Here is a 17,994-nt window from a genome sequence, read left to right as displayed (position 1 = left end):
AGACCTAGTTTTCCGTCACGATCATGGCGGTATAGATCGACTGGGCGCACAGCTGGCCATCGACCCAGGCCTCGCCCGTGAACTTCCACACGTTGCGGCGGTTCTGGACCTTCTTGACCTTGATCTCGACGCGGTCACCCGGCACCACCGGGCGGCGGAACTTCGCCTCCTCGATGGACATGAAGTAGACCAGCCTGTCTCCGGCCGACTGTCCCAGGCTGTGCATGACCAGCACGGCCGAGGTCTGGGCCATGGCTTCCACGATCATCACGCCCGGCATCACCGGCCGCTTCGGGAAGTGACCGGCAAAAAAAGGTTCGTTGATCGTGACGTTCTTGATGCCCGTGCAGCTCTCACCCGTCACGATGTCGATGACCTTGTCGATCAACAGCATGGGATAACGATGCGGGATCATGTCCATGATCTGCAGGATGTCCAGATCGGGCACCTTCACGGGAACCTTCTGATCTTCAGTCGTCACGTCCGTCACCTTGTCCATTCTTTCCCCGCACCAGGCGCCCGAGGGCGGCCACCTGGCGCAGCCACTGGCGCATGGGAACGGCTGGCGAACCGCCGACCTTCTCCCCGGGTTCCACATCCCGCATGACACCGCTCTGTGCCGCGATCTGCGCGCCCGCGCCTATTTTCAAATGCCCCGTCACACCGGCCTGCGCGGCCAGCACGACATGATGGTCCAACCGCGTACTGCCCGAAATCCCCGCCTGGGCCACGATGACGCAGCCGGCACCGAGTTGGACGTTGTGCCCGATTTGCACCAAATTATCAATCATGCAGCCCCGGCCGATGACCGTATCGGGCCCCGCCCCCCGGTCAACGGTGGCGTTGGCGCCGATTTCCACGTCATCCTCGATGATGACCCGGCCCAGCTGCGGCACACGCACGTGGCCAGCCAGGTCCATGGCGAAGCCGAAACCGTCCTGGCCGATGCGGGCACCGGGGTAGATGGTGACCCGCGAGCCGACGATGCAATGGGTGAGCGAGACATTGGCGCCGATCACGCTGCCGTCGCCGACCACCACCCGGGCGCCGATGGTGGCGTTGGCGGCGATGCGGCAACCGGCGCCGATCACCGCCCCCTCTTCCACCACGGCACCGGCGGCGATGTCGGTACCTTCGCCGATCTGGGCGGTGGGATGCACATGCGCGCCGGCACTGACCGCGCCGGACGGCACCGTGGCCGGATAGAAGGCCTGGGCGCATAGCGCGTAGGCCTTGTACGGGTTGCGGGACAGCAGCAGGGCCGTGCCCGCCGGCGCCTTGGCCGCCAAGGCCGGATGCACCACCACGGCGCCGGCCTGGGTCGCCGCGAAGGCGCCCACGTACTTCTTGTTGTCCAGGAAGCTCAGCTGGCTGGCATCGGCGGCGTCCAGCGCCGCCACATCGCTCAGCACGCGGGTCTCATCTGAACCGGGCGCCACCTCCGCACCGGAAATCCGGGCCAGGTCGGCAAGGGTGAAGGGCCCGGCCCGGTTAAAGAAACGGGGATCGGCCATGGAAGGCACCTTTCAGCAGGCAGCGGTCGCCCGGGCGTACCGCCCGGGGCAAGGATCAATCGGGAATATTGACCGTTATCTGCGGTAAAGTTGCGTTCAAACGCAACAGGACGGTGTTGGTGATGTCCAACCCGTCATCCGCCATATAGATGATGTTCGACCGGGGAATGACCAGGGTGTAGCCATTCTCCCGCGCCACATCGCCCACCACATGCACCATGCTGTCGCGCAACTGGGCACTGGCGGCGGCGAAGGCGTTGTCCAGCTGGCGGCGGCGTTCCTGGGTGCGGCGCTGCACCTCGGCCACCTGCTGTTCGAAATCCTTGCGCTTGGCGTCGAAGTCCTCCTGCCCCAGCTTGGTGCGCTGGCTGGCCAGATCCTTTTCCGCCTGCCGCAGCATCTGTTCCTGCTGTGACAATTCCGCCTGGAATTTCTGGGTCTGGATCGCGTCCTGCTGTTTCACGCTCTGCATGGCGGAGCATTTTTCCAGCAGGAACTGCACATCGACCACGGCGATGCTGGTGACGCCCTTCGCAGGCTGGGCGTCGGCGGCCGGGGCCGCCGGCTTGGACGGCGACGCCTTGGGCGCCGCGGCTTGGGCGCAGGGTGCGGTGAAAACGGAAACCCCAAAACCAAGAACGAGGGCCGCCAGGGCGGCCCTCGCACGAAGGTGTGGGACTGGAAGTGTTGAGAGGCGGCGTCCGGACGCCATCTGGTCCTTGTCCTTCCCCGCTTAGAACTGTGAACCGAAGCTGAAGCGGAACTGCTGGATACGGTCGTAGCTGGTCTTCAGCCACGGGTACGCCAGATCGATACGGATGGGACCGAAGGGCGACTTCCACGACACGCCAACGCCGCTGGAGGCGCGCAGCTTGAACTCATCGTGGAAATCGTCGCCGGCCACCGGCACTTCACCGCTCTGGTCCAGGCTGCCCATGTCGGTGAAGACGTGGAAGTCCACGCCCATTTCCTCCGGCAGGCCCAGCGGGAAGGTCAACTCGGCCGTGCCGCGGAACATGCGCTTGCCGCCCAGGGCGTCGTTGGCGCCGTCGGACGAGAAGGCGCGCGGGCCGACACCGGCCACCTGGAAGCCGCGCAACGTGTCGCCGCCCAGGAAGAAACGGTCCTGAATGCGCACGAACTCGCCGCCCAGGCCCAGGATGTAGCCCACTTCGCCTTCGAACTTCAGCACCACGTCGCTGAAGACCGGGAAGTAAATGCCCGAGGTCAGACGGTTGCGCAGGAAGTGCACGCTGCCGCCCAGGCCCGCCACCTGGTTGGTGATGGTGAAGTAGTAGCCCGAGGTGGGCTTCAGGCGGCTGTCACGCGCGTCGAAGGTCAAGGCCGACTGGATGGACGAGGTCGTCGTCGCACCCACCTGCTCCTGCACGAAACGGGTGGTGTCGTAGGTGATGTCGCTGATGTTGGTGTGAGCCAGGGTATAGGTCACCAACTCGCGCAGGCGGTCGGAAATCGGGAAGCCGGCACGGAAATCGATACCCGTGCTGGACATGTCGTAGCTGTAGGACTCTTCCGTCGTGTTGGCGTTACGGTCGGTCCGGAACAAGTCCACGCCCGCGGCCAGATCCCGGTTCATGAAATAGGGATCGGTGTAGGAGACGGTGAATTCCTTGGAGTAGTAGGACCACATCGTCGAGAAACGGATGTCTTGGCCCGTACCCAGGAAATTGCGCTGGCGGATGGAGAAGTCGATCAAAGCACCTTCGGTGGTGGAGTAACCCAGGCCGACCTGGATTTCACCGGTGCTCTGCTCGCTAAGGTCGACCGTCAGCACCGCCTGGTCCGGCGTGCTGCCCTCGCTCGGCTTGATCTTCACGTCGTCGAAGAAGCCCAGATCCTTCACGCGCTGTTCGGAGCGCTTGACCTTGGACGCGTTGAAGGGGTCGCCTTCGGCCAGCAGCAGCTCACGCCGCACCACCTTGTCCAGGGTGATGAGGTTGCCGTTGATGTCGATGCGCTCCACGAACACGCGCGGGCTGGGGCTGATCTCAAAGTGCAGGTCGACGGTCTGCGTGTCGGGGTGGCGTTCCTCATTGGGATCCACCTGCACGAAGGCGTACTGCTGGTCACCCAGCTTGTCCTGCAGCTTGTTGATCGTGCTTTCGATCTTGTCGGCGTTGAACCACTCGCCTTCCTTGGTCTCGATCACCTCGCGCAGGGGCTCGAGATTGATGTCCTTGATGGCGCTGGTCAGTTCGATCTTGCCGAACTTGTACCGCTTGCCCTCGTCCAGGGCCATGGTGATGAAGAACTTCTCACGGTCCGGCGTCAGTTCCGCCACCGACGACATCACGCGGAAATCGGGATAGCCGTTGCGGAAGTAGAAGCGGCGGATCTGTTCCTTGTCATAGGCCAGGCGATCGGGATCGTAGGTGTCGTCGCTGGACAGGAAGCGCCACCAACGCGATTCCTTCGTCACCATGACGTCACGCAGTTCGCTGTCGTCATAGACGTTGTTGTTGATGAAGCTGATCAGCTGAACGCCCGTCAGCGGCCCTTCATCGATTTCGAAGACCAGATCGACGCGGTTCTGTTCCAGCTGGACGATCTTGGGCTCGATGCGCGCCGCGAAGCGGCCGTTGCGGCGGTAGACGTCCAGCATGCGCTGCACGTCCTGCTGCACACGCGACCGGGTGAACACCAGGCGGGAGCGCAGCTGCACTTCCGACTGCAGATCCTCGGTCTTGACGCGCTTGTTCCCTTCGAACACCACGCGGTTGATGATCGGGTTTTCAACCACGTTCACCACCAGGGTGTCGCCGTCACGGCGCAGGGTCACGTCGGCGAACAGGCCCGTGCCGAACAGGGCCTTGAGCGATTCATCGATCTTGTCCGCGTTGAAGGCATCACCCTGCGACACCGTCAGGTATGAGCGGACCGTGGCCTGCTCAATACGCTGGGTGCCCTCGACACGAATGTCGCGGATAATGCCACCGGACAGGGTCTCCTGAGCCCAGGCACCGGACGAAAGAGCGACAGCTGACGTTGCGGTGGTGCCGGCGATAACCAGGCACAGCGCCGCTACTCTCGAAACCGAACCCAATTATTTCCCCCGGTCAAACTTTGGAAATCAGCGACTTAACGAGACCATCCACACCGAAGTGGATCAGATCATTCCACGTGGCAAAAATCATGAGACTAAGTACCAAAGCCAGGCCAATCCGGAAACCATATTCCTGAGCGCGCTCGCCCAGGGGACGACCCCGTAAAGCCTCAAGCCCGTAGTACATCAGATGCCCCCCATCCAGCATGGGAACGGGGAACAAATTGATCAAACCCAGGTTCACCGACAGGATCGTCATGAACCAGATGATGGGGACCAGACCGCTCTGCGCCACTTGTCCCGACATCTGGGCGATCCTGAGCGGGCCCCCCAATTCTTCCGTGCCGCGGGTGCCGGCAATCATCTGCCCCACGGCCTCCAGCGTGCCCGACACCAGCGTCCAGGTCTCCCGGCCGGCCTGCCACACCGCCGTCAGCGGGTCGCGCCGGTGGTATTCGTCCTGGCCGCGGATCACGCCCAACTGGCCGATCCGGTGCTTGTTGCCGAAGCGATCCTCGGATTCAACGGCCCGGGGCGTGACCTTAAGGTCGAGCGGCGCATTGTCGCGCACAACCTTAACGTCCAGCTCGACGCCGGGGTTCATCGCCACCACCTGCATCAGGTCCTCGAACCGATCAATGGTGTGGCCACCCATCTCCACCACCCGGTCGCCCGCCTGCACGCCGGCCTGGGCCGCGGCGCTGTCGGGCACCACCTGCTGGATGGTGGCGGGGGTAAAGGGCTGGCCGTAGAACATGAACAGCAGCGACAGGACGACGATGGCGAACAGGAAATTCGCCGCCGGCCCCGCCGCCACGATGGCGGCCCGTTGGCCCACGCGCTTGTGGAAGAAGGACACGTCGCGCTCTTCCGGCGTCATCTGGCGGACCTCCTGGCCCGGCCGGCTGGTCGCATCGGCGTCGCCGAACATCTTCACGTACCCGCCCAGCGGGATGATGCTGAACTTCCAGCGCGTACCGGCGCGGTCGTTGAAGCCCCAGATTTCCGGGCCGAACCCGATGGAGAACACTTCCACCCGCACGCCGTTGCGGCGGGCGACGTAGTAGTGACCGAACTCATGCACGAACACGAGGACGGTCAGAACCAGAAGGAAGGTGCCCCCGTAGGTCCCCACGGAATTCACGATCTGATGCATGTCCCAAAACTCCAATAACACCCTCCTCCTTGGCGTCCCGTCCCCCCAGCCCCGGGGGGAAACGGTCGCGCGCCGCATGAAGAAGGCCTGTTCGCCCGATCGCGATGATGGTCCGTGGTGATGAACAAAACGTCACCGCTAGCGCCTTCGCGATCTGGCCGGCAGGCCCGGTCCATCCTTGAACGGCCGGGACCCCCGTTTCCTATCGCGTCTTTATCGCTTCGGCGGCAACACGTCGTGCCACGGTATCGACTTCGCGCACATCGTCCAGTGAATTAAGGCGTGAATGGGGCACGGTCGTCATCGCGTGCTCCACAATGCGCTCGATATCCAGGAAACCGATGCGCCCCTCCAGGAAGGCGGCGACCGCGATCTCATTGGCGGCGTTCAGAACGGTGGCGGTGCAGCCACCGGCGCGCATGGCCTCGCGCGCCAAACGCAGGGCCGGAAACTTTTCCGGATCGGGTGCGAAGAATTCCAGGCTGCCGGCCGTCACCAGGTCCAGCCGCTCCCCCGGCGTGCCGATGCGGTGTGGCCAGCCCAGGGCCACGGCGATGGGTGTGCGCATGTCGGGCGTGCCCAGCTGCGCCAGGACGGAGCCATCGACATACTCCACCAGACTATGCACCACCGACTGCGGATGGACCAGCACGTCGATCTTGTCCTCGGGCATGGCGAACAGGTGGTGGGCCTCGATGATCTCCAGCCCTTTGTTCATCATGGTGGCGCTGTCGACCGAGATCTTGGCGCCCATGTCCCAGGTCGGATGGGCCACCGCCTCCTTCACCGTGGCGCGCGCCATCTCTTCCCGCGTCTTGCGGCGGAAGGGGCCGCCGGACGCCGTCAGGATCAGGCGGCTGACGCCCGCGATGCGTTCAGCGTCGAACACCTGGAAGATGGCGCTGTGCTCGCTGTCCACCGGCAGCAGGGTGGCGCCGTGGCGCTTCACCTCGGCCATCATCAGCGACCCGGCGCAGACCAGCACCTCCTTGTTGGCGAAGGCCACGATGGCGCCGCGACGGGCGGCCGCCAGCGTGGGCTCCATGCCCGCCGCACCGACGATGGCGGCCATCACCCAGTCGGCGGGCCGCGCCGCGGCATCCACCACGGCCTGCGCGCCGGCGGCAACCTCGATGCCGGTGCCGGCCAGCGCGTCCTTCAGGGCGGGATAATAGGCCTCATCCGCCACCACGGCGGCCTTGGCGCGCAGTTCCTTGGCCTGGCGGGCCAGCAGGTCCACGTTCTTGCGGGCGACCAGGGCCTCGACCTGGTACAGCTCGGGCGAACGCCCCACCAGTTCCACCGTGTTGCAGCCCACCGATCCGGTGGAGCCCAGGATGGTCACCGTGCGTGCGGCCGGCACGGCCGCCGGAACAGCCTCCGGCGCGACAGCCTGCAGGGAACTCACCACCATGACCCATTCTCCCCAATGAGGGCATGGAACAGCGCGAACACCGGCGCCGCCATGACCAACCCATCAATACGATCCAACAATCCGCCGTGCCCGGGGATCAGCGAGCCGCTGTCCTTCACGTCGCACCGGCGCTTCATATACGATTCGAACAGGTCGCCGACCTGCCCCACCACGGCGATCACCGCCGCCACCAGGGCGCCGGCCCCGAACGACGAGACGGTGGCCAGCGGCGCCAGGGCCAACCCTACCAAAGCCGCGGCCGCCATGCCGCCTAAAAGCCCGGCCCAGGTCTTCTTCGGGCTTATGCGGGGCGCCAGCTTCGGCCCCCCGATGGCGCGGCCGGCGACATAGGCGCCGATGTCGGTGGCCCAGATGGCCAGCAACAGGAACAGGAACAGCCAGGGCGCCTCCGGTCCGGCGCGGTTGCGCAGCCAGTCCAGCGCCAGGCAACCGCCCCCCACATAGGGCACGATCAGCGCGAAATAAATCGGCGACGGCAGGCGCCCGACCACCGCCCCTTCCCCGGCCGTCTCCACGGCACCCCGGCCATTGCCGCCCGCCGCCGCCCACCACAGCAGGACGGTCTGCGCCGCCAGCAGCACCAGGGCGTACAGCGGCCCGGCGACGATCTCGCCGCTCAGGGTCACCAGGACGGCCAGCAGGCCCATGGCGATGGCCCAGGGCTGGCGCCCCGGCACCACCAGGCGCAGCCACTCCAGCCCGGCGATGACCGCCACGGCCACCAGCAGTACCTGGAAGACGGGTCCGCCCAGCCAGACGGTCCACCAGAACCGGCGGCCCCAGTACCAGGGCGGAAAGAATTCGAGTTTTGAGATCAGCCGGTAGCCTGGCCAACAGCCCTTCAGCGCGTTCCAACCGTTGCCCCATACCGGCGGTCGCGCCGATGGAATTCCTGGATGGCGTCATCCAGATCCTGGCGACCAAAGTCCGGCCACAGCGTTTCCACGAACACCAGCTCCGCATAGGCCATCTGCCACAGCAGGAAGTTGCTGATGCGTTTTTCCCCGCTGGTGCGGATCACCAGGTCCGGATCGGGGATGTCCTGGGTATAGAGCGACGCGCCCAAGCTTTCCACCGTCACCTGATCCGGCGTCAGGCGCCCGGCCTGCACTTCCGTCGCCAGGCGGCGGGCAGCCGACGCGATTTCCTGCCGCGACCCGTAGCTGAGCGCCATCACCAGCGTCAGTCGGGTGTTGTTGCCGGTCAGGTTTTCCGCGTTCTCGATCAGGGTGACGATGTCGGGCGCCAGCCGCGACCGGTCGCCGATGATGCGCAGCCGCACGCCGTTCTTGTGCAGGGTGGCGATCTCGCCCCGCAGATAGAAGCGCAGCAGGTGCATCAGCTCGCTGACCTCCCCCTCCGGCCGGCTCCAGTTCTCGGACGAGAAGCTGAACAGGGTGAGGTAGGAGACGCCGAGCTCACGCGCGGCTTCCAGCACGCGCCGCACCGCCTCGACGCCCTTCTTGTGGCCAGCGGTGCGCGGCAGGCTCCGGCGCGTCGCCCAGCGTCCATTGCCATCCATGATGATGGCGATATGGGTGGGCGGACGGTCGTTCAGGGGCGCTGCTGCACCGGACATGGACACTCTCGGAGACAATCGTGGCAAAGGCGACAAGGGAATTTACGGCGCGCCCGAAGGCGCGCCGGGACCTCAGATTTGGGTGATGTCCTTTTCCTTGGCCGCGAACGCCTCATCGATCTTCTTGATGTGCGTGTCGGTCAGGGTCTGCACCTTGTCCGACCACGTCTTGTGCTCGTCCTCGGACAGGTCACCGTCCTTCTGCAACTTCTTCAGATGGTCCATGCCGTCGCGACGCACGTTGCGCACGGCCACGCGGGCCTGTTCGGCATACTGCTTGGCCACCTTCACCAGTTCCTGGCGGCGCTCCTGGTTCAGATCCGGGATGGGCACGCGGATGGTGTTGCCATCGGCCTGCGGGTTCAGGCCCAGGCCGGCTTCGCGGATGGCCTTGTCCGTGGCCTTGATCATGCCGCGGTCCCAAACCTGCACGATGATCAGGCGGGGTTCCGGCACGCTGACCGTCGCCACCTGGTTCAGGGGCATGGTGGAGCCGTAGGCCTCCACCTGGACCGGGTCCAGCAGGTTGGCCGATGCACGGCCGGTGCGCAGACCGGCGAAATCCTTGCGCAGGCTCTCAATGGCGCCATCCATGCGCCGGCTGATGCCATCAATATCGGGGGCGGCCACGTTCAAGCCTCTTCTTCCGTGATGATCGTGAAATGGCCCCTTCCATCCATGACTTCAGCGAAGGCGCTTTCCTCATGGATGGAAAAGACGAGGATAGGAATGTTGTTCTCACGCGCCAGCGAAATCGCCGTCGCGTCCATGACCTGAAGGTCGTTGGACAACACATGCAGATAGGTCAGCCGCTCCAGCCGCTGGGCCGTGGGATCCTTCTTGGGGTCGGCGGTGTAGACGCCGTCCACCTTGGTGCCCTTCAGCAGGGCGTCGCAATTCATTTCCGAGGCGCGCAGGGCCGCGGCCGTGTCGGTGGTGAAGAAGGGGTTGCCGGTGCCGGCGGCGAAAATCACCACCCGGCCCTTTTCCATGTGACGCACGGCGCGGCGGCGGATGAAGGGCTCGCACACGCTGGCCATGGGGATGGCGGACTGCACCCGGGTGGGCACGCCGATGCGCTCCAGGGCGCTCTGCATCGCCAGGGCGTTCATGACGGTGGCCAGCATGCCCATGTTGTCGGCGGTGGCGCGCTCCATGCCGGACGCGGCGCCGGAGACGCCGCGGAAGATGTTGCCGCCGCCGATGACCAGGCAAACCTCGATGCCCATGGCCAACACGGTCTTCACTTCGTTGGCGACGCGATTGACGACATCCTGGTCAAGGCCGTAGTCACGGCCCCCCATCAGCGCCTCACCCGAAATCTTCAACAGAACGCGTTTGTATCGGGCAGCCACGGGGTCAGGTCCTCTCGCCAGATGATGGGCCCGGCCGGATAGGGCCGGGGCCGGATTGGGAAGCCAGGAGTGTCCGGGTCAGATCCGGGTTAGCTCTACTGCAAACCGGCCCCCGCCGCCAAGCGCGGCGTTGCGGAAGCGGGCATGAGAGAACCCGATAATCGGGCCGGAATCGAGGCAGACGAATAGCGCGGCGCGGAGCGATGCGCCGGCGGCCACTTTAGCATCAGGAAATGTCGGAAAAATCGCCGCCCGCCCCTGCCACGAAGATGACACCGGGCGGACCGGAAGGCGCGCTTGGCAAAGCGCCCCGCACTCAAGAAACCGGCGCGTCCATCGCTGGACGCGCCGGGCACCTTAAACGAACCAGCCGGAAGGCTTAGCGCGCCATCGAGGCCACTTCGGCCGCGAAATCGCTCTCTTCCTTCTCGATGCCGTCGCCCAGCACGAAGCGGACGAAGCCCGTCAGCTTCACCGGGGCGCCGACGGTCTTGGCAGCGTTTTCCACGACCTTGCGGATCTTGGTTTCCTGGTCGATGACGTAGACCTGCTCCAGCAGCACCACTTCCTCGTAGTACTTGCGCAGGCGGCCTTCCACCATCTTGGCGATGATGTCTTCGGCCTTGCCCGAGGCGCGGGCCTGGTCGGCCAGGACGTTGCGCTCACGATCCAGGGCGGCGGTGTCGACGTCGGCGATGTCCAGGGCTTCCGGACGGGCGGCGGCGATGTGCATGGCGATCTGGCGACCCAGTTCCTGCAGCTTGGCCTTGTCGCCGGTCGACTCCAGGGCGACCAGCACGCCGATCTTGCCCAGGCCGCCGGTCAGGGCGTTGTGGACATAGGTGGCGACGACGCCGTCGGTGACCGACAGGCGGGCGGCGCGGCGCAGGTTCATGTTCTCGCCGATGGTGGCGACCAGGTGGGTCAGCTCTTCCGCGACGGTGCGGCCGTTGCCGAAAGCCTGGCCCTTCAGGGACTCGACGTCGGCATCGACCAGCGCCAGCTTGGTCACGCCATTGACCAGCGCCTGGAACAGGTCGTTGCGGGCGACGAAGTCGGTCTCGGCGTTGATTTCGACGGCGGCGCCGACGGTGCCCTCGGAGGAAACGCCCACCAGGCCCTCGGCGGCGACGCGGCCGGCCTTCTTGGCGGCGGCGGCGAGGCCCTTCTTACGCAGCCAGTCGATGGCGCCTTCGACGTCGCCGGCGACTTCGTTCAGCGCCTTCTTGCAGTCCATCATGCCGGCGCCGGTCTTCTCGCGCAGCTCCTTAACGAGCGCAGCCGTAATCTCAGCCATCTTCGCCTCTCTCATCAGATCAGGGCGGACGGTCGTCCGCCGGGGATTTCTGGTCGGCGGACGTAAAATCCGTCCGCACGGGGGAATTCGGGGGCGACATCGCGCCGGGCCGGCGAACCGATATCGGTCAACCAATCAGGCGGCCACCCATATGACAGCCGCCCCGAAGCGGGGCGGACCGTCCACCGGGGCCTGGGAACCCAAACCCCGGACAGCAACGCGGCCGGCCCGGCATCCCAACAGGACACCGGACCGGCCGCAGAGCCATAGACTTAGGCCTCGGCGGCGACTTCTTCCGTGCCCTCGGCGGCCGGGATCTCTTCGACCGGAGCTTCTTCCGAAGCGCCGACGTCGATGCCCGAGGCGGCCATCTCAGCGTGCAGACCGTCCAGCACGGCGCCGGAGATCAGCTCGCAGTACAGCTCGATGGCGCGCAGGGCGTCGTCGTTGCCGGGGATGGGGAAGGTCACGCCATCGGGGTTGCTGTTGCTGTCCAGCACGGCCACCACGGGGATGCCCAGCTTGTTGGCTTCCTGAACGGCCAGCGACTCCTTGTTGGTGTCGATGATGACCAGGATGTCCGGCAGGCCGCCCATCTCCTTGATGCCGCCCAGGGCGCGTTCCAGCTTGTCGCGGTCGCGCGTGCGGTTCAGCAGTTCCTTCTTGGTCAGGCCGGCGATCTGGCCGCCCAGCAGCTCATCCATCTCGCGCAGGCGCTTGATCGACTGGGAGATGGTCTTCCAGTTGGTCAGCATGCCGCCCAGCCAGCGGTGGTTGACGTAGTACTGGCCGCAACGGCCGGCAGCCTCGGCAACCTTTTCCTGGGCCTGGCGCTTGGTGCCGACGAACAGGACGCGGCCACCGCCGGCGACCACGTCACGCACGGCCTGCATGGAGCGGTGCAGCATGGGCACCGACTGTTCCAGGTCGATGATGTGCACGCCGTTGCGCACGCCGAAGATGTACGGGGCCATCTTCGGGTTCCAGCGACGGGTGTGGTGACCGAAATGCACGCCGGCTTCCAGCAGCTGGCGCATGGTAAAGGAGGGCATAGCCATGAAACGGAACCTTTCTCCGGTTTGGCCTCCGTGGGCAATGTCCCGGACCTTGCGGTACCCGGAACACCGGAAGCGGACCACCCCCTTGATAATAGGGGCACCCCGCAAGCCCACGTGTGGGATTGACGATGGGCGGTGTGATACCCCGCCGCCGGGGCGATTTCAACCCCGAAGCAGCCCCCGTCCCTTGCGGCAACCTATGGGGTCCCCCGCGCCCGGCGCTTGGCAGCACAGGGCCCCCAAGCCTATGGTGCGGCCCATGTTCGCCCTCGCCCCCTCATCGCCCCCGATTGCGCCCGCGCTTGCCGAGACCCAGGCCCTGCTGGATCTGGCCTACGCCGACCTGGGATGCCCCGCCCCGCGCCTCGCTGGGCTGGCGGCCGACGCCCTGCCCGCCGTCGTGCGCCCGCGCCTGGACCACATCGATGGCATGACCGCCGCCCTGGCCCGCCACGCCGGCGGCCCGGTCAGCGTCAATGTCCAGGCGCGCACCCGCGATCGGGATGCCGGCGCCGATCAACTACGCCGCCGGGTCATCCTGGCGGCGCACGCCACCGGCGCCCCCCTGGCCCTGGGACTGCTGACCGTGGACCTGGCGGCCCTGCCCCCGGCCGTGGCGGCGGAGGCGCTGGCCGAAAAGACGCCCTTCGGCACCCTGCTGGCGGAGGCCAGCCTGCCTTTCCTCAGCCGTCCGCAGGCGTTCTTCCAGTTGACGGCCGACGTCCCATTGTCCGGATTCCTGGGCGGCGCGGCGGGTGAGCCGCTTTATGGTCGCCTGGCGTATCTGGCGCTGACCAGACCGGACGCGGAACGGCTGGTGGCCCGCGTCGTAGAAATCCTGCGGCCCTGACGGGGGCTTAGAGCAAACCCGGCAACTGGTCCCCCAGCAGGCCCAGGAACATGCGCACCTTGGGCGGCACGTGCGGGGCGGTCGGATACAGCGCGTGCAGGTCGAAACCCGGCACCGTATGACCGGGCAGCAGCGGCACCAGCCGGCCCGCCGCCAGGTCGGCATCGCACACCGGCGCCTGCAGCACGCCGATGCCGGCGCCGCCCAGCAGCAGGGCATGCACCGGCCGCCAATGGCCAAGGCTCATGACGATGCGCACGGGCGCGGTGGCGGACTTGCCGTCCGGTGCCACCAGGGGCAGCCGGCCGCTGGCGAACAGGCCGCTGACCCGCACGAAGGGATGATCGGCCAGGGCCGCCGGCACCGTCGGCGCCCCGTGGCGGGCGATGTAGTCGGGTGCCGCCACCAGCTGGCGGCGGACATGGCCCAGGGGCTTGGCGACAAAGCCACCCTCCCCGCCATCCCCAAGTCGCAATGAGACGTCCACGCCCTCCGTCACCGGATCGACGAACCGGTCGTTCAACACCAGGTCGATCTCCAGGTCCGGATGCAGGGCCCGCAAGCGCAGCAGGATGGGTGGCAGCAGCACCTCCCCCACGCCATGAGGGGCCGCGATGCGCAGCGCGCCGCGCAAGGGCCGGTCGTCCTGGCCGACCGCGGCCACAGCCTCGGCCACCGCCGCCAGCGCCTGGCGGCTGCGCTCATAAAAGGCGGCACCGGCGTCGGTCATGGACAGGGAACGCGTGCTCCGCCGGAGCAGCCGGGCGCCCAGATGGGCCTCCAGCTTCTCGATCCGCTCGCTGACCGCCGGCTGGCCCAAGCCAAGGTCGCGGGCGGCGGCCGACAGGCTGCCCCGCTCCACCACCCGCACATAGACACGCATCGCCGCCAACAGATCCATGGCCGCGATCATATCGGTTTTCCCGATGAAAGAAATCAGGTTCAGCCATCTACCGGCCCTAATGCCGATGGATGAAACAGGGGGCCGCCGCCCCCCCCTTGCGCTTGAGGAAAAGCGATGAGCGATATCCGCCTCTACATGTTCCAGTCCGGCACCCAGCGCTGCAAGGCGCACGACATCCGCATGAACCAGGGCGATGGCGCCAGTTATGAGATACCGGTGCCCTGGTTCCTGCTTACCCACCCACAGGGCAACGTCGTTCTGGACGGCGGTTTGGCGGCCGAGGGGTTGGCGAACCCGCGCGCCTATTGGGGCGACGCGGTGGACCAGTACCAGCCGGTGATGACGCCGTCCCAGGGCTGCGTCGCCCAGCTGGCAGCCTTAGGCTTGGCGCCGGCGGACATCCGTTACGTGGCGCTGTCGCACCTGCATTCCGACCACACCGGCGCCATCGGCCGCTTCCCCGGCGCCACCCACATCGTGCAGCGGCGGGAGCATGAATACGCCTTCGCCCCCGATTGGTTCGCCGCCGGTGCCTATGCCCGGCGGGACTTCGACCGCCCCGACCTGGACTGGCGCTTTCTGGAGGGGGAAGCCACGGACGGCCACGACGTGCTGGGCGACGGTACCCTGCGCCTGGTGTTCACCCCCGGCCATTCGGTGGGCCACCAATCCTTCCTGGTCACCCTGCCCCGCAGCGGCGCCTTCCTGCTGGCGGTCGACGCCGTCTACACCTTGGACCATTGGCATGAGAAAGCGCTGCCGGGCTTCCTGGCGTCGGCGGTGGACACCGTGCGCTCCGTCCGCAAACTACACGCCGTGATGGAGCGCACCGGCGCCACCCTGGTGCCAGGGCACGACCCCGATGTCTGGCCCCGCTTCAGGCTGGCGCCGGGCTATTACGACTGACGCAGGAAATCCGCGATCAAGCCGGCGATGGTGTCGGGCGCATCTTCCAAACTATAGTGACCGACGCCGGGCAGACGGTGGACAGGGGCGGATGGGAACAACGTACTGAACAGCGACTTGCCCCGTATTCATCTTTGATTATATTGAAGATGCTTCTTGCGCCAGGAATCGCCCATGTCCCGAACAACGACAATGACGGTCCGCCTAAGCGGCGTGTTGAGCGACTTCGTCGCGACCAACACGGGTGAAGACGGCGCGTACGAAAATATCAGCGAGTACATTCGCGACCTCATCCGCCGAGACAAGGAGCGGGTGGAGCGGGAAACGTTTGACCGACTGAAAGCGGAACTCCAGCATGCCTTCCAGGCGCCTGAGTCCTCTTACCATCCCCTGGCCGCAGACGAGATCATCAGACGCAATCGGGGTTAAGGCGCATGACAACCGTGCGCATTAACGAGGCGGCTGGCCATCGCCTGGACGAGGTTTATCGTTATACGCGGGATCGCTGGGGAACTGAGCAAGCGAACCGATATATCACCGGCCTGTTCGACGCCTTCAATCGCATCGCGGACCATGGGGTGAGATCGCGCCCCATCCCTGCCGACTTTGGCGTGGATGGTTATTTCTTCCGCCATGAACATCACTTCGTTTATTGGCGCAGGCTGTCGAACGGCGATATCGGCATCATCACGATCTTGCATGAACGGATGCATCGCATTGAGCGCTTCCGCGAGGATTTCGGACCGTAATCGGCACATCGACGCACGCGGCCAGCCACCCCTCTGATCCGAACCGCCGCGCTTACCCCAACGCCACCCGCCGGGTGATGCCGATGGCCTCCAGGAAGGCATCGTCGTGGCTGACCACCAGCAGCGCGCCGTCATAGGCGCGCAAGGCCGCCTCCATCACCTCGATGGCGGCGATGTCCAAATGGTTGGTGGGCTCATCCAGGATCAGCAGGGGCGGCGTCGCCCTGCCACCCAGCACACAGGCCAGACCGGCACGCACGCGCTCACCACCGCTGAGGCCGGCAACCGTTCGTAGCCCGGCGTCGGCGCGAAACCGGAAGCGGGCCAGCGCGGCACGGCAGGTGTTCTCATCCTCCGCCGGATTCAGGCGGCGGAAGTTGTCACGGATGGTGGCGCCTGCTTCCAGCAACGCCGCCTGCTGGTCCAGCAGCACATGCGGCGCCAGCAGGCGCACCTGGCCGGCCCAGGGGGCCAGGCCGCCGGTGACCAGCGCCAGCAGCGTGGACTTGCCGGCACCGTTGGGGCCGGTGACGGCGATGCGTTCCGGCCCGGTCATGTTCAGCGAGAAATCACGGATGACGGGGCGGCCCGGTTCATGCCCCGCCGTCACACCCTCCAGCCGCAGCACGGTCTTGTGCGGCGGCAGGCCGGTGGGCGCCAGGGTGATGGACAACGGTGCCAAGACCTCCACCCGCGCCCGCGCTGCCGTCACGGTTTCGGCCGCCTGCGTCCGGCGGTCGTCGGCCAGGCGGGCGTTGGCGCCGCCGGTACGCTCCCCCTGCTCCTGCCGCCGACCCAGCAGGATGCGCGGCATACCGCCCGCGGCCCCATGGCGGCGACCGGCAGCGTCGCGGCGAGCCTGGCGTTCCAAGGATTCCTGGGCATCGCGCGCCGCGTCGGCCACCCGCTTTTCAGCCTCGGCCAGGTCATGCTGTGCTGCGGCCAAATCCAGCGCCCGGCGCTCGCGATAGTGGGCCCAGTTCCCGCCATAGACCGTGGCGCCCAGCGTGGTCAGTTCCACGATGGCGTCCACCGCCCCCAGCAGTTCACGGTCATGGCTGGCGATGACAGCACCCCCCGTCCAGCCGGCCAGCACGTCCAGCACCGCCTGGCGGCCCGCGCGGTCCAGATTGTTGGTGGGTTCGTCCAGCAACAGGAAGTCAGGTTCCGCGAACAGCAGGGCCGCCAGGGCGGCGCGCGTCCGCTGTCCGCCCGATAGCGCCGCCAGCGGCGTTTCCGGCGCCACGTCCAGGCGCAACCGCGCCAGGGCGGACGACAGCCGCGCCTCCAGCGTCCAGTCGGCCGCCGCCAAATCATCGGCCGTGGCCAAGCCGGCCTCGGCCCGGCGCAACAGGGCCAAGGCATCCGTGACACCGAACAGGTCGGCCACCGTCGCATCGGGTTCACCCGGCATCGCCTGGCGCATCACCCCTAGGCGGCCGGTGGCCGCCACGGCACCCGCTTGCGGTGGCAGGCTGCCGGCCATCAGTGCCAGCAACGTGCTTTTGCCAGCGCCGTTACGGCCGATCAGGCCGGTGCGCACAGGCCCGAATGTCAGGGAGAGATGGGAGAAAAGCGGCCGGCCGTCAGGCGTGGACCAGCTGAGATCGGACAGGGTGATGGTGGCAGGCATGATGGATTTCCCCGAGGACGGAACGAAGCGGCGTCGCGGTCGGGTTGAAATCCATGTGCCTAATCCTGTCGCTGTGATCGAAGCCGACTTTAGCCGCGACGGGGCGGACGTGCAAGACGCCCCCTCCAATCACACTTGATCTGGGGTGCCCCGACCGGATATGTGGAGCGGCGGGCGCGATGAAGTCGGAAGAGTGGCCGAGTGGTTTAAGGCAACGGTCTTGAAAACCGTCGAAGGTGCAAGCCTTCCGTGGGTTCGAATCCCACCTCTTCCGCCATTTCCGCTGTATCAGCGCAGCGTCAATCTCCCTCGGGCGATTCCCCGCACCGCCGCCGCCTGTGAGGACGGCCGCATGTCCTTTTGCCTGTTTCAACCCGTTGCGGCGGCGTAGCTGGCATTTCCCGAAATTCCGCCTGTTCCCCGCCACCTTGAGCGTTAGTCTTTTGCAATGCGAAGGCTGACGAAGGCGGCCATCCCTTGGATGGAAAGCCGCC

General features: G+C 66.3%; 18 protein-coding genes and 1 tRNA gene. 5 read left to right on the top strand and 14 right to left on the bottom strand.

All coding sequences use genetic code 11. The features are described from left to right. Positions 1-4: 4 nt before the first annotated feature. The 12 genes from fabZ to rpsB form a co-directional block, all read right to left on the bottom strand. Complete coding sequence (gene fabZ, locus PW843_14105) at positions 5-499, bottom strand: 3-hydroxyacyl-ACP dehydratase FabZ (GenBank protein ID MDE1147732.1); 495 nt, start codon at positions 497-499, stop codon at positions 5-7. After that, the gene (gene lpxD, locus PW843_14100; protein ID MDE1147731.1) at positions 471-1,514 is read right to left on the bottom strand and encodes a UDP-3-O-(3-hydroxymyristoyl)glucosamine N-acyltransferase; all 1,044 of its coding nucleotides are present in this window, start codon (positions 1,512-1,514) and stop codon (positions 471-473) included. The genes fabZ and lpxD overlap by 29 nt, the downstream gene beginning before the upstream one ends. Before the next feature lie 55 nt (positions 1,515-1,569). Continuing rightward, positions 1,570-2,226, bottom strand: coding sequence for an OmpH family outer membrane protein (locus PW843_14095; GenBank protein ID MDE1147730.1), 657 nt, complete (start codon positions 2,224-2,226; stop codon positions 1,570-1,572). 21 nt (positions 2,227-2,247) lie between these two features. Next, positions 2,248-4,578, bottom strand: coding sequence for an outer membrane protein assembly factor BamA (gene bamA / locus PW843_14090; GenBank protein MDE1147729.1), 2,331 nt, complete (start codon positions 4,576-4,578; stop codon positions 2,248-2,250). Between the two features lie 13 nt (positions 4,579-4,591). Then, positions 4,592-5,734 (bottom strand): RIP metalloprotease RseP, encoded by a 1,143-nt coding sequence (gene rseP, locus PW843_14085; protein ID MDE1147728.1) that lies wholly within the window; start codon positions 5,732-5,734, stop codon positions 4,592-4,594. A 202-nt stretch (positions 5,735-5,936) separates the two neighbouring features. Next, complete coding sequence (locus tag PW843_14080) at positions 5,937-7,148, bottom strand: 1-deoxy-D-xylulose-5-phosphate reductoisomerase (GenBank protein MDE1147727.1); 1,212 nt, start codon at positions 7,146-7,148, stop codon at positions 5,937-5,939. Then, positions 7,139-7,891 carry a phosphatidate cytidylyltransferase gene (locus PW843_14075; GenBank protein ID MDE1147726.1) on the bottom strand — a complete coding sequence of 251 codons (753 nt, stop codon included), beginning with the start codon at positions 7,889-7,891 and terminating at the stop codon, positions 7,139-7,141. Before PW843_14075 ends, PW843_14080 begins: the two co-directional genes overlap by 10 nt. A 119-nt stretch (positions 7,892-8,010) precedes the next feature. Then, positions 8,011-8,748 (bottom strand): isoprenyl transferase, encoded by a 738-nt coding sequence (locus PW843_14070; GenBank protein ID MDE1147725.1) that lies wholly within the window; start codon positions 8,746-8,748, stop codon positions 8,011-8,013. Positions 8,749-8,820: 72 nt separating this feature from the next. Further along, a complete protein-coding gene (gene frr, locus PW843_14065) occupies positions 8,821-9,378 on the bottom strand; it encodes a ribosome recycling factor (GenBank protein ID MDE1147724.1) in 558 nt (185 codons plus the stop codon). 2 nt (positions 9,379-9,380) lie between these two features. Then, positions 9,381-10,103, bottom strand: a complete 723-nt coding sequence (pyrH, locus tag PW843_14060; GenBank protein ID MDE1147723.1) for a UMP kinase — start codon at positions 10,101-10,103, stop codon at positions 9,381-9,383. 379 nt (positions 10,104-10,482) lie between these two features. Next, positions 10,483-11,400 carry a translation elongation factor Ts gene (tsf, locus tag PW843_14055; protein MDE1147722.1) on the bottom strand — a complete coding sequence of 306 codons (918 nt, stop codon included), beginning with the start codon at positions 11,398-11,400 and terminating at the stop codon, positions 10,483-10,485. A gap of 272 nt (positions 11,401-11,672) precedes the next feature. Continuing rightward, entirely contained in the window at positions 11,673-12,458 is a 786-nt protein-coding gene (rpsB, locus tag PW843_14050) for a 30S ribosomal protein S2 (GenBank protein MDE1147721.1), read from the bottom strand. Between the two features lie 259 nt (positions 12,459-12,717). On the opposite strand from rpsB, the gene PW843_14045 reads away from it, so the two are divergent. Continuing rightward, complete coding sequence (locus tag PW843_14045; protein MDE1147720.1) at positions 12,718-13,308, top strand: hypothetical protein; 591 nt, start codon at positions 12,718-12,720, stop codon at positions 13,306-13,308. A 7-nt stretch (positions 13,309-13,315) separates the two neighbouring features. On the opposite strand, the gene PW843_14040 is transcribed toward PW843_14045, so the two are convergent. Continuing rightward, positions 13,316-14,221 carry a LysR family transcriptional regulator gene (locus tag PW843_14040; protein MDE1147719.1) on the bottom strand — a complete coding sequence of 302 codons (906 nt, stop codon included), beginning with the start codon at positions 14,219-14,221 and terminating at the stop codon, positions 13,316-13,318. Positions 14,222-14,326: 105 nt separating this feature from the next. Here PW843_14040 and PW843_14035 point away from each other — a divergent pair, with 105 nt between their 5' ends. The 3 genes from PW843_14035 to PW843_14025 all read left to right on the top strand — a co-directional run bounded on the left by PW843_14035 (position 14,327) and on the right by PW843_14025 (position 15,867). After that, a complete protein-coding gene (locus PW843_14035) occupies positions 14,327-15,118 on the top strand; it encodes an N-acyl homoserine lactonase family protein (GenBank protein MDE1147718.1) in 792 nt (263 codons plus the stop codon). Between the two features lie 174 nt (positions 15,119-15,292). Next, positions 15,293-15,547 carry an addiction module antitoxin gene (locus tag PW843_14030; GenBank protein MDE1147717.1) on the top strand — a complete coding sequence of 85 codons (255 nt, stop codon included), beginning with the start codon at positions 15,293-15,295 and terminating at the stop codon, positions 15,545-15,547. Between the two features lie 5 nt (positions 15,548-15,552). Continuing rightward, positions 15,553-15,867, top strand: a complete 315-nt coding sequence (locus tag PW843_14025) for a type II toxin-antitoxin system RelE/ParE family toxin (GenBank protein MDE1147716.1) — start codon at positions 15,553-15,555, stop codon at positions 15,865-15,867. A 52-nt stretch (positions 15,868-15,919) separates the two neighbouring features. Here the strand turns inward: PW843_14025 and PW843_14020 are convergent, their stop codons facing one another. Further along, positions 15,920-17,500: an ABC-F family ATP-binding cassette domain-containing protein gene (locus PW843_14020; GenBank protein ID MDE1147715.1), complete on the bottom strand. Its 1,581-nt coding sequence runs from the start codon at positions 17,498-17,500 to the stop codon at positions 15,920-15,922. A gap of 187 nt (positions 17,501-17,687) precedes the next feature. Between PW843_14020 and PW843_14015 the strand changes: the two genes are divergently transcribed. Next, positions 17,688-17,777 (top strand) — tRNA-Ser (locus tag PW843_14015). Positions 17,778-17,994 lie beyond the last annotated feature (217 nt).

This window comes from Azospirillaceae bacterium, assembly GCA_028283825.1.
In the GTDB taxonomy this organism is placed as follows: Bacteria; Pseudomonadota; Alphaproteobacteria; order Azospirillales; family Azospirillaceae; genus Nitrospirillum.
The sequence above is the reverse complement of the archived record's forward strand: the minus strand, read 5'-3'. Positions and strand labels throughout refer to the sequence as shown.

Coding starts and splice junctions, on each gene's coding strand:
- fabZ (MDE1147732.1), bottom strand. CDS start 499: ATGGACAAGGTGACGGACGTGACGACTGAAGATCAGAAGGTTCCCGTG.
- lpxD (MDE1147731.1), bottom strand. CDS start 1,514: ATGGCCGATCCCCGTTTCTTTAACCGGGCCGGGCCCTTCACCCTTGCC.
- PW843_14095 (MDE1147730.1), bottom strand. CDS start 2,226: ATGGCGTCCGGACGCCGCCTCTCAACACTTCCAGTCCCACACCTTCGT.
- rseP (MDE1147728.1), bottom strand. CDS start 5,734: ATGCATCAGATCGTGAATTCCGTGGGGACCTACGGGGGCACCTTCCTT.
- PW843_14080 (MDE1147727.1), bottom strand. CDS start 7,148: ATGGTGGTGAGTTCCCTGCAGGCTGTCGCGCCGGAGGCTGTTCCGGCG.
- PW843_14070 (MDE1147725.1), bottom strand. CDS start 8,748: ATGTCCGGTGCAGCAGCGCCCCTGAACGACCGTCCGCCCACCCATATC.
- tsf (MDE1147722.1), bottom strand. CDS start 11,400: ATGGCTGAGATTACGGCTGCGCTCGTTAAGGAGCTGCGCGAGAAGACC.
- rpsB (MDE1147721.1), bottom strand. CDS start 12,458: ATGGCTATGCCCTCCTTTACCATGCGCCAGCTGCTGGAAGCCGGCGTG.
- PW843_14045 (MDE1147720.1), top strand. CDS start 12,718: ATGTTCGCCCTCGCCCCCTCATCGCCCCCGATTGCGCCCGCGCTTGCC.
- PW843_14040 (MDE1147719.1), bottom strand. CDS start 14,221: ATGATCGCGGCCATGGATCTGTTGGCGGCGATGCGTGTCTATGTGCGG.
- PW843_14035 (MDE1147718.1), top strand. CDS start 14,327: ATGAGCGATATCCGCCTCTACATGTTCCAGTCCGGCACCCAGCGCTGC.
- PW843_14030 (MDE1147717.1), top strand. CDS start 15,293: ATGTCCCGAACAACGACAATGACGGTCCGCCTAAGCGGCGTGTTGAGC.
- PW843_14025 (MDE1147716.1), top strand. CDS start 15,553: ATGACAACCGTGCGCATTAACGAGGCGGCTGGCCATCGCCTGGACGAG.
- PW843_14020 (MDE1147715.1), bottom strand. CDS start 17,500: ATGCCTGCCACCATCACCCTGTCCGATCTCAGCTGGTCCACGCCTGAC.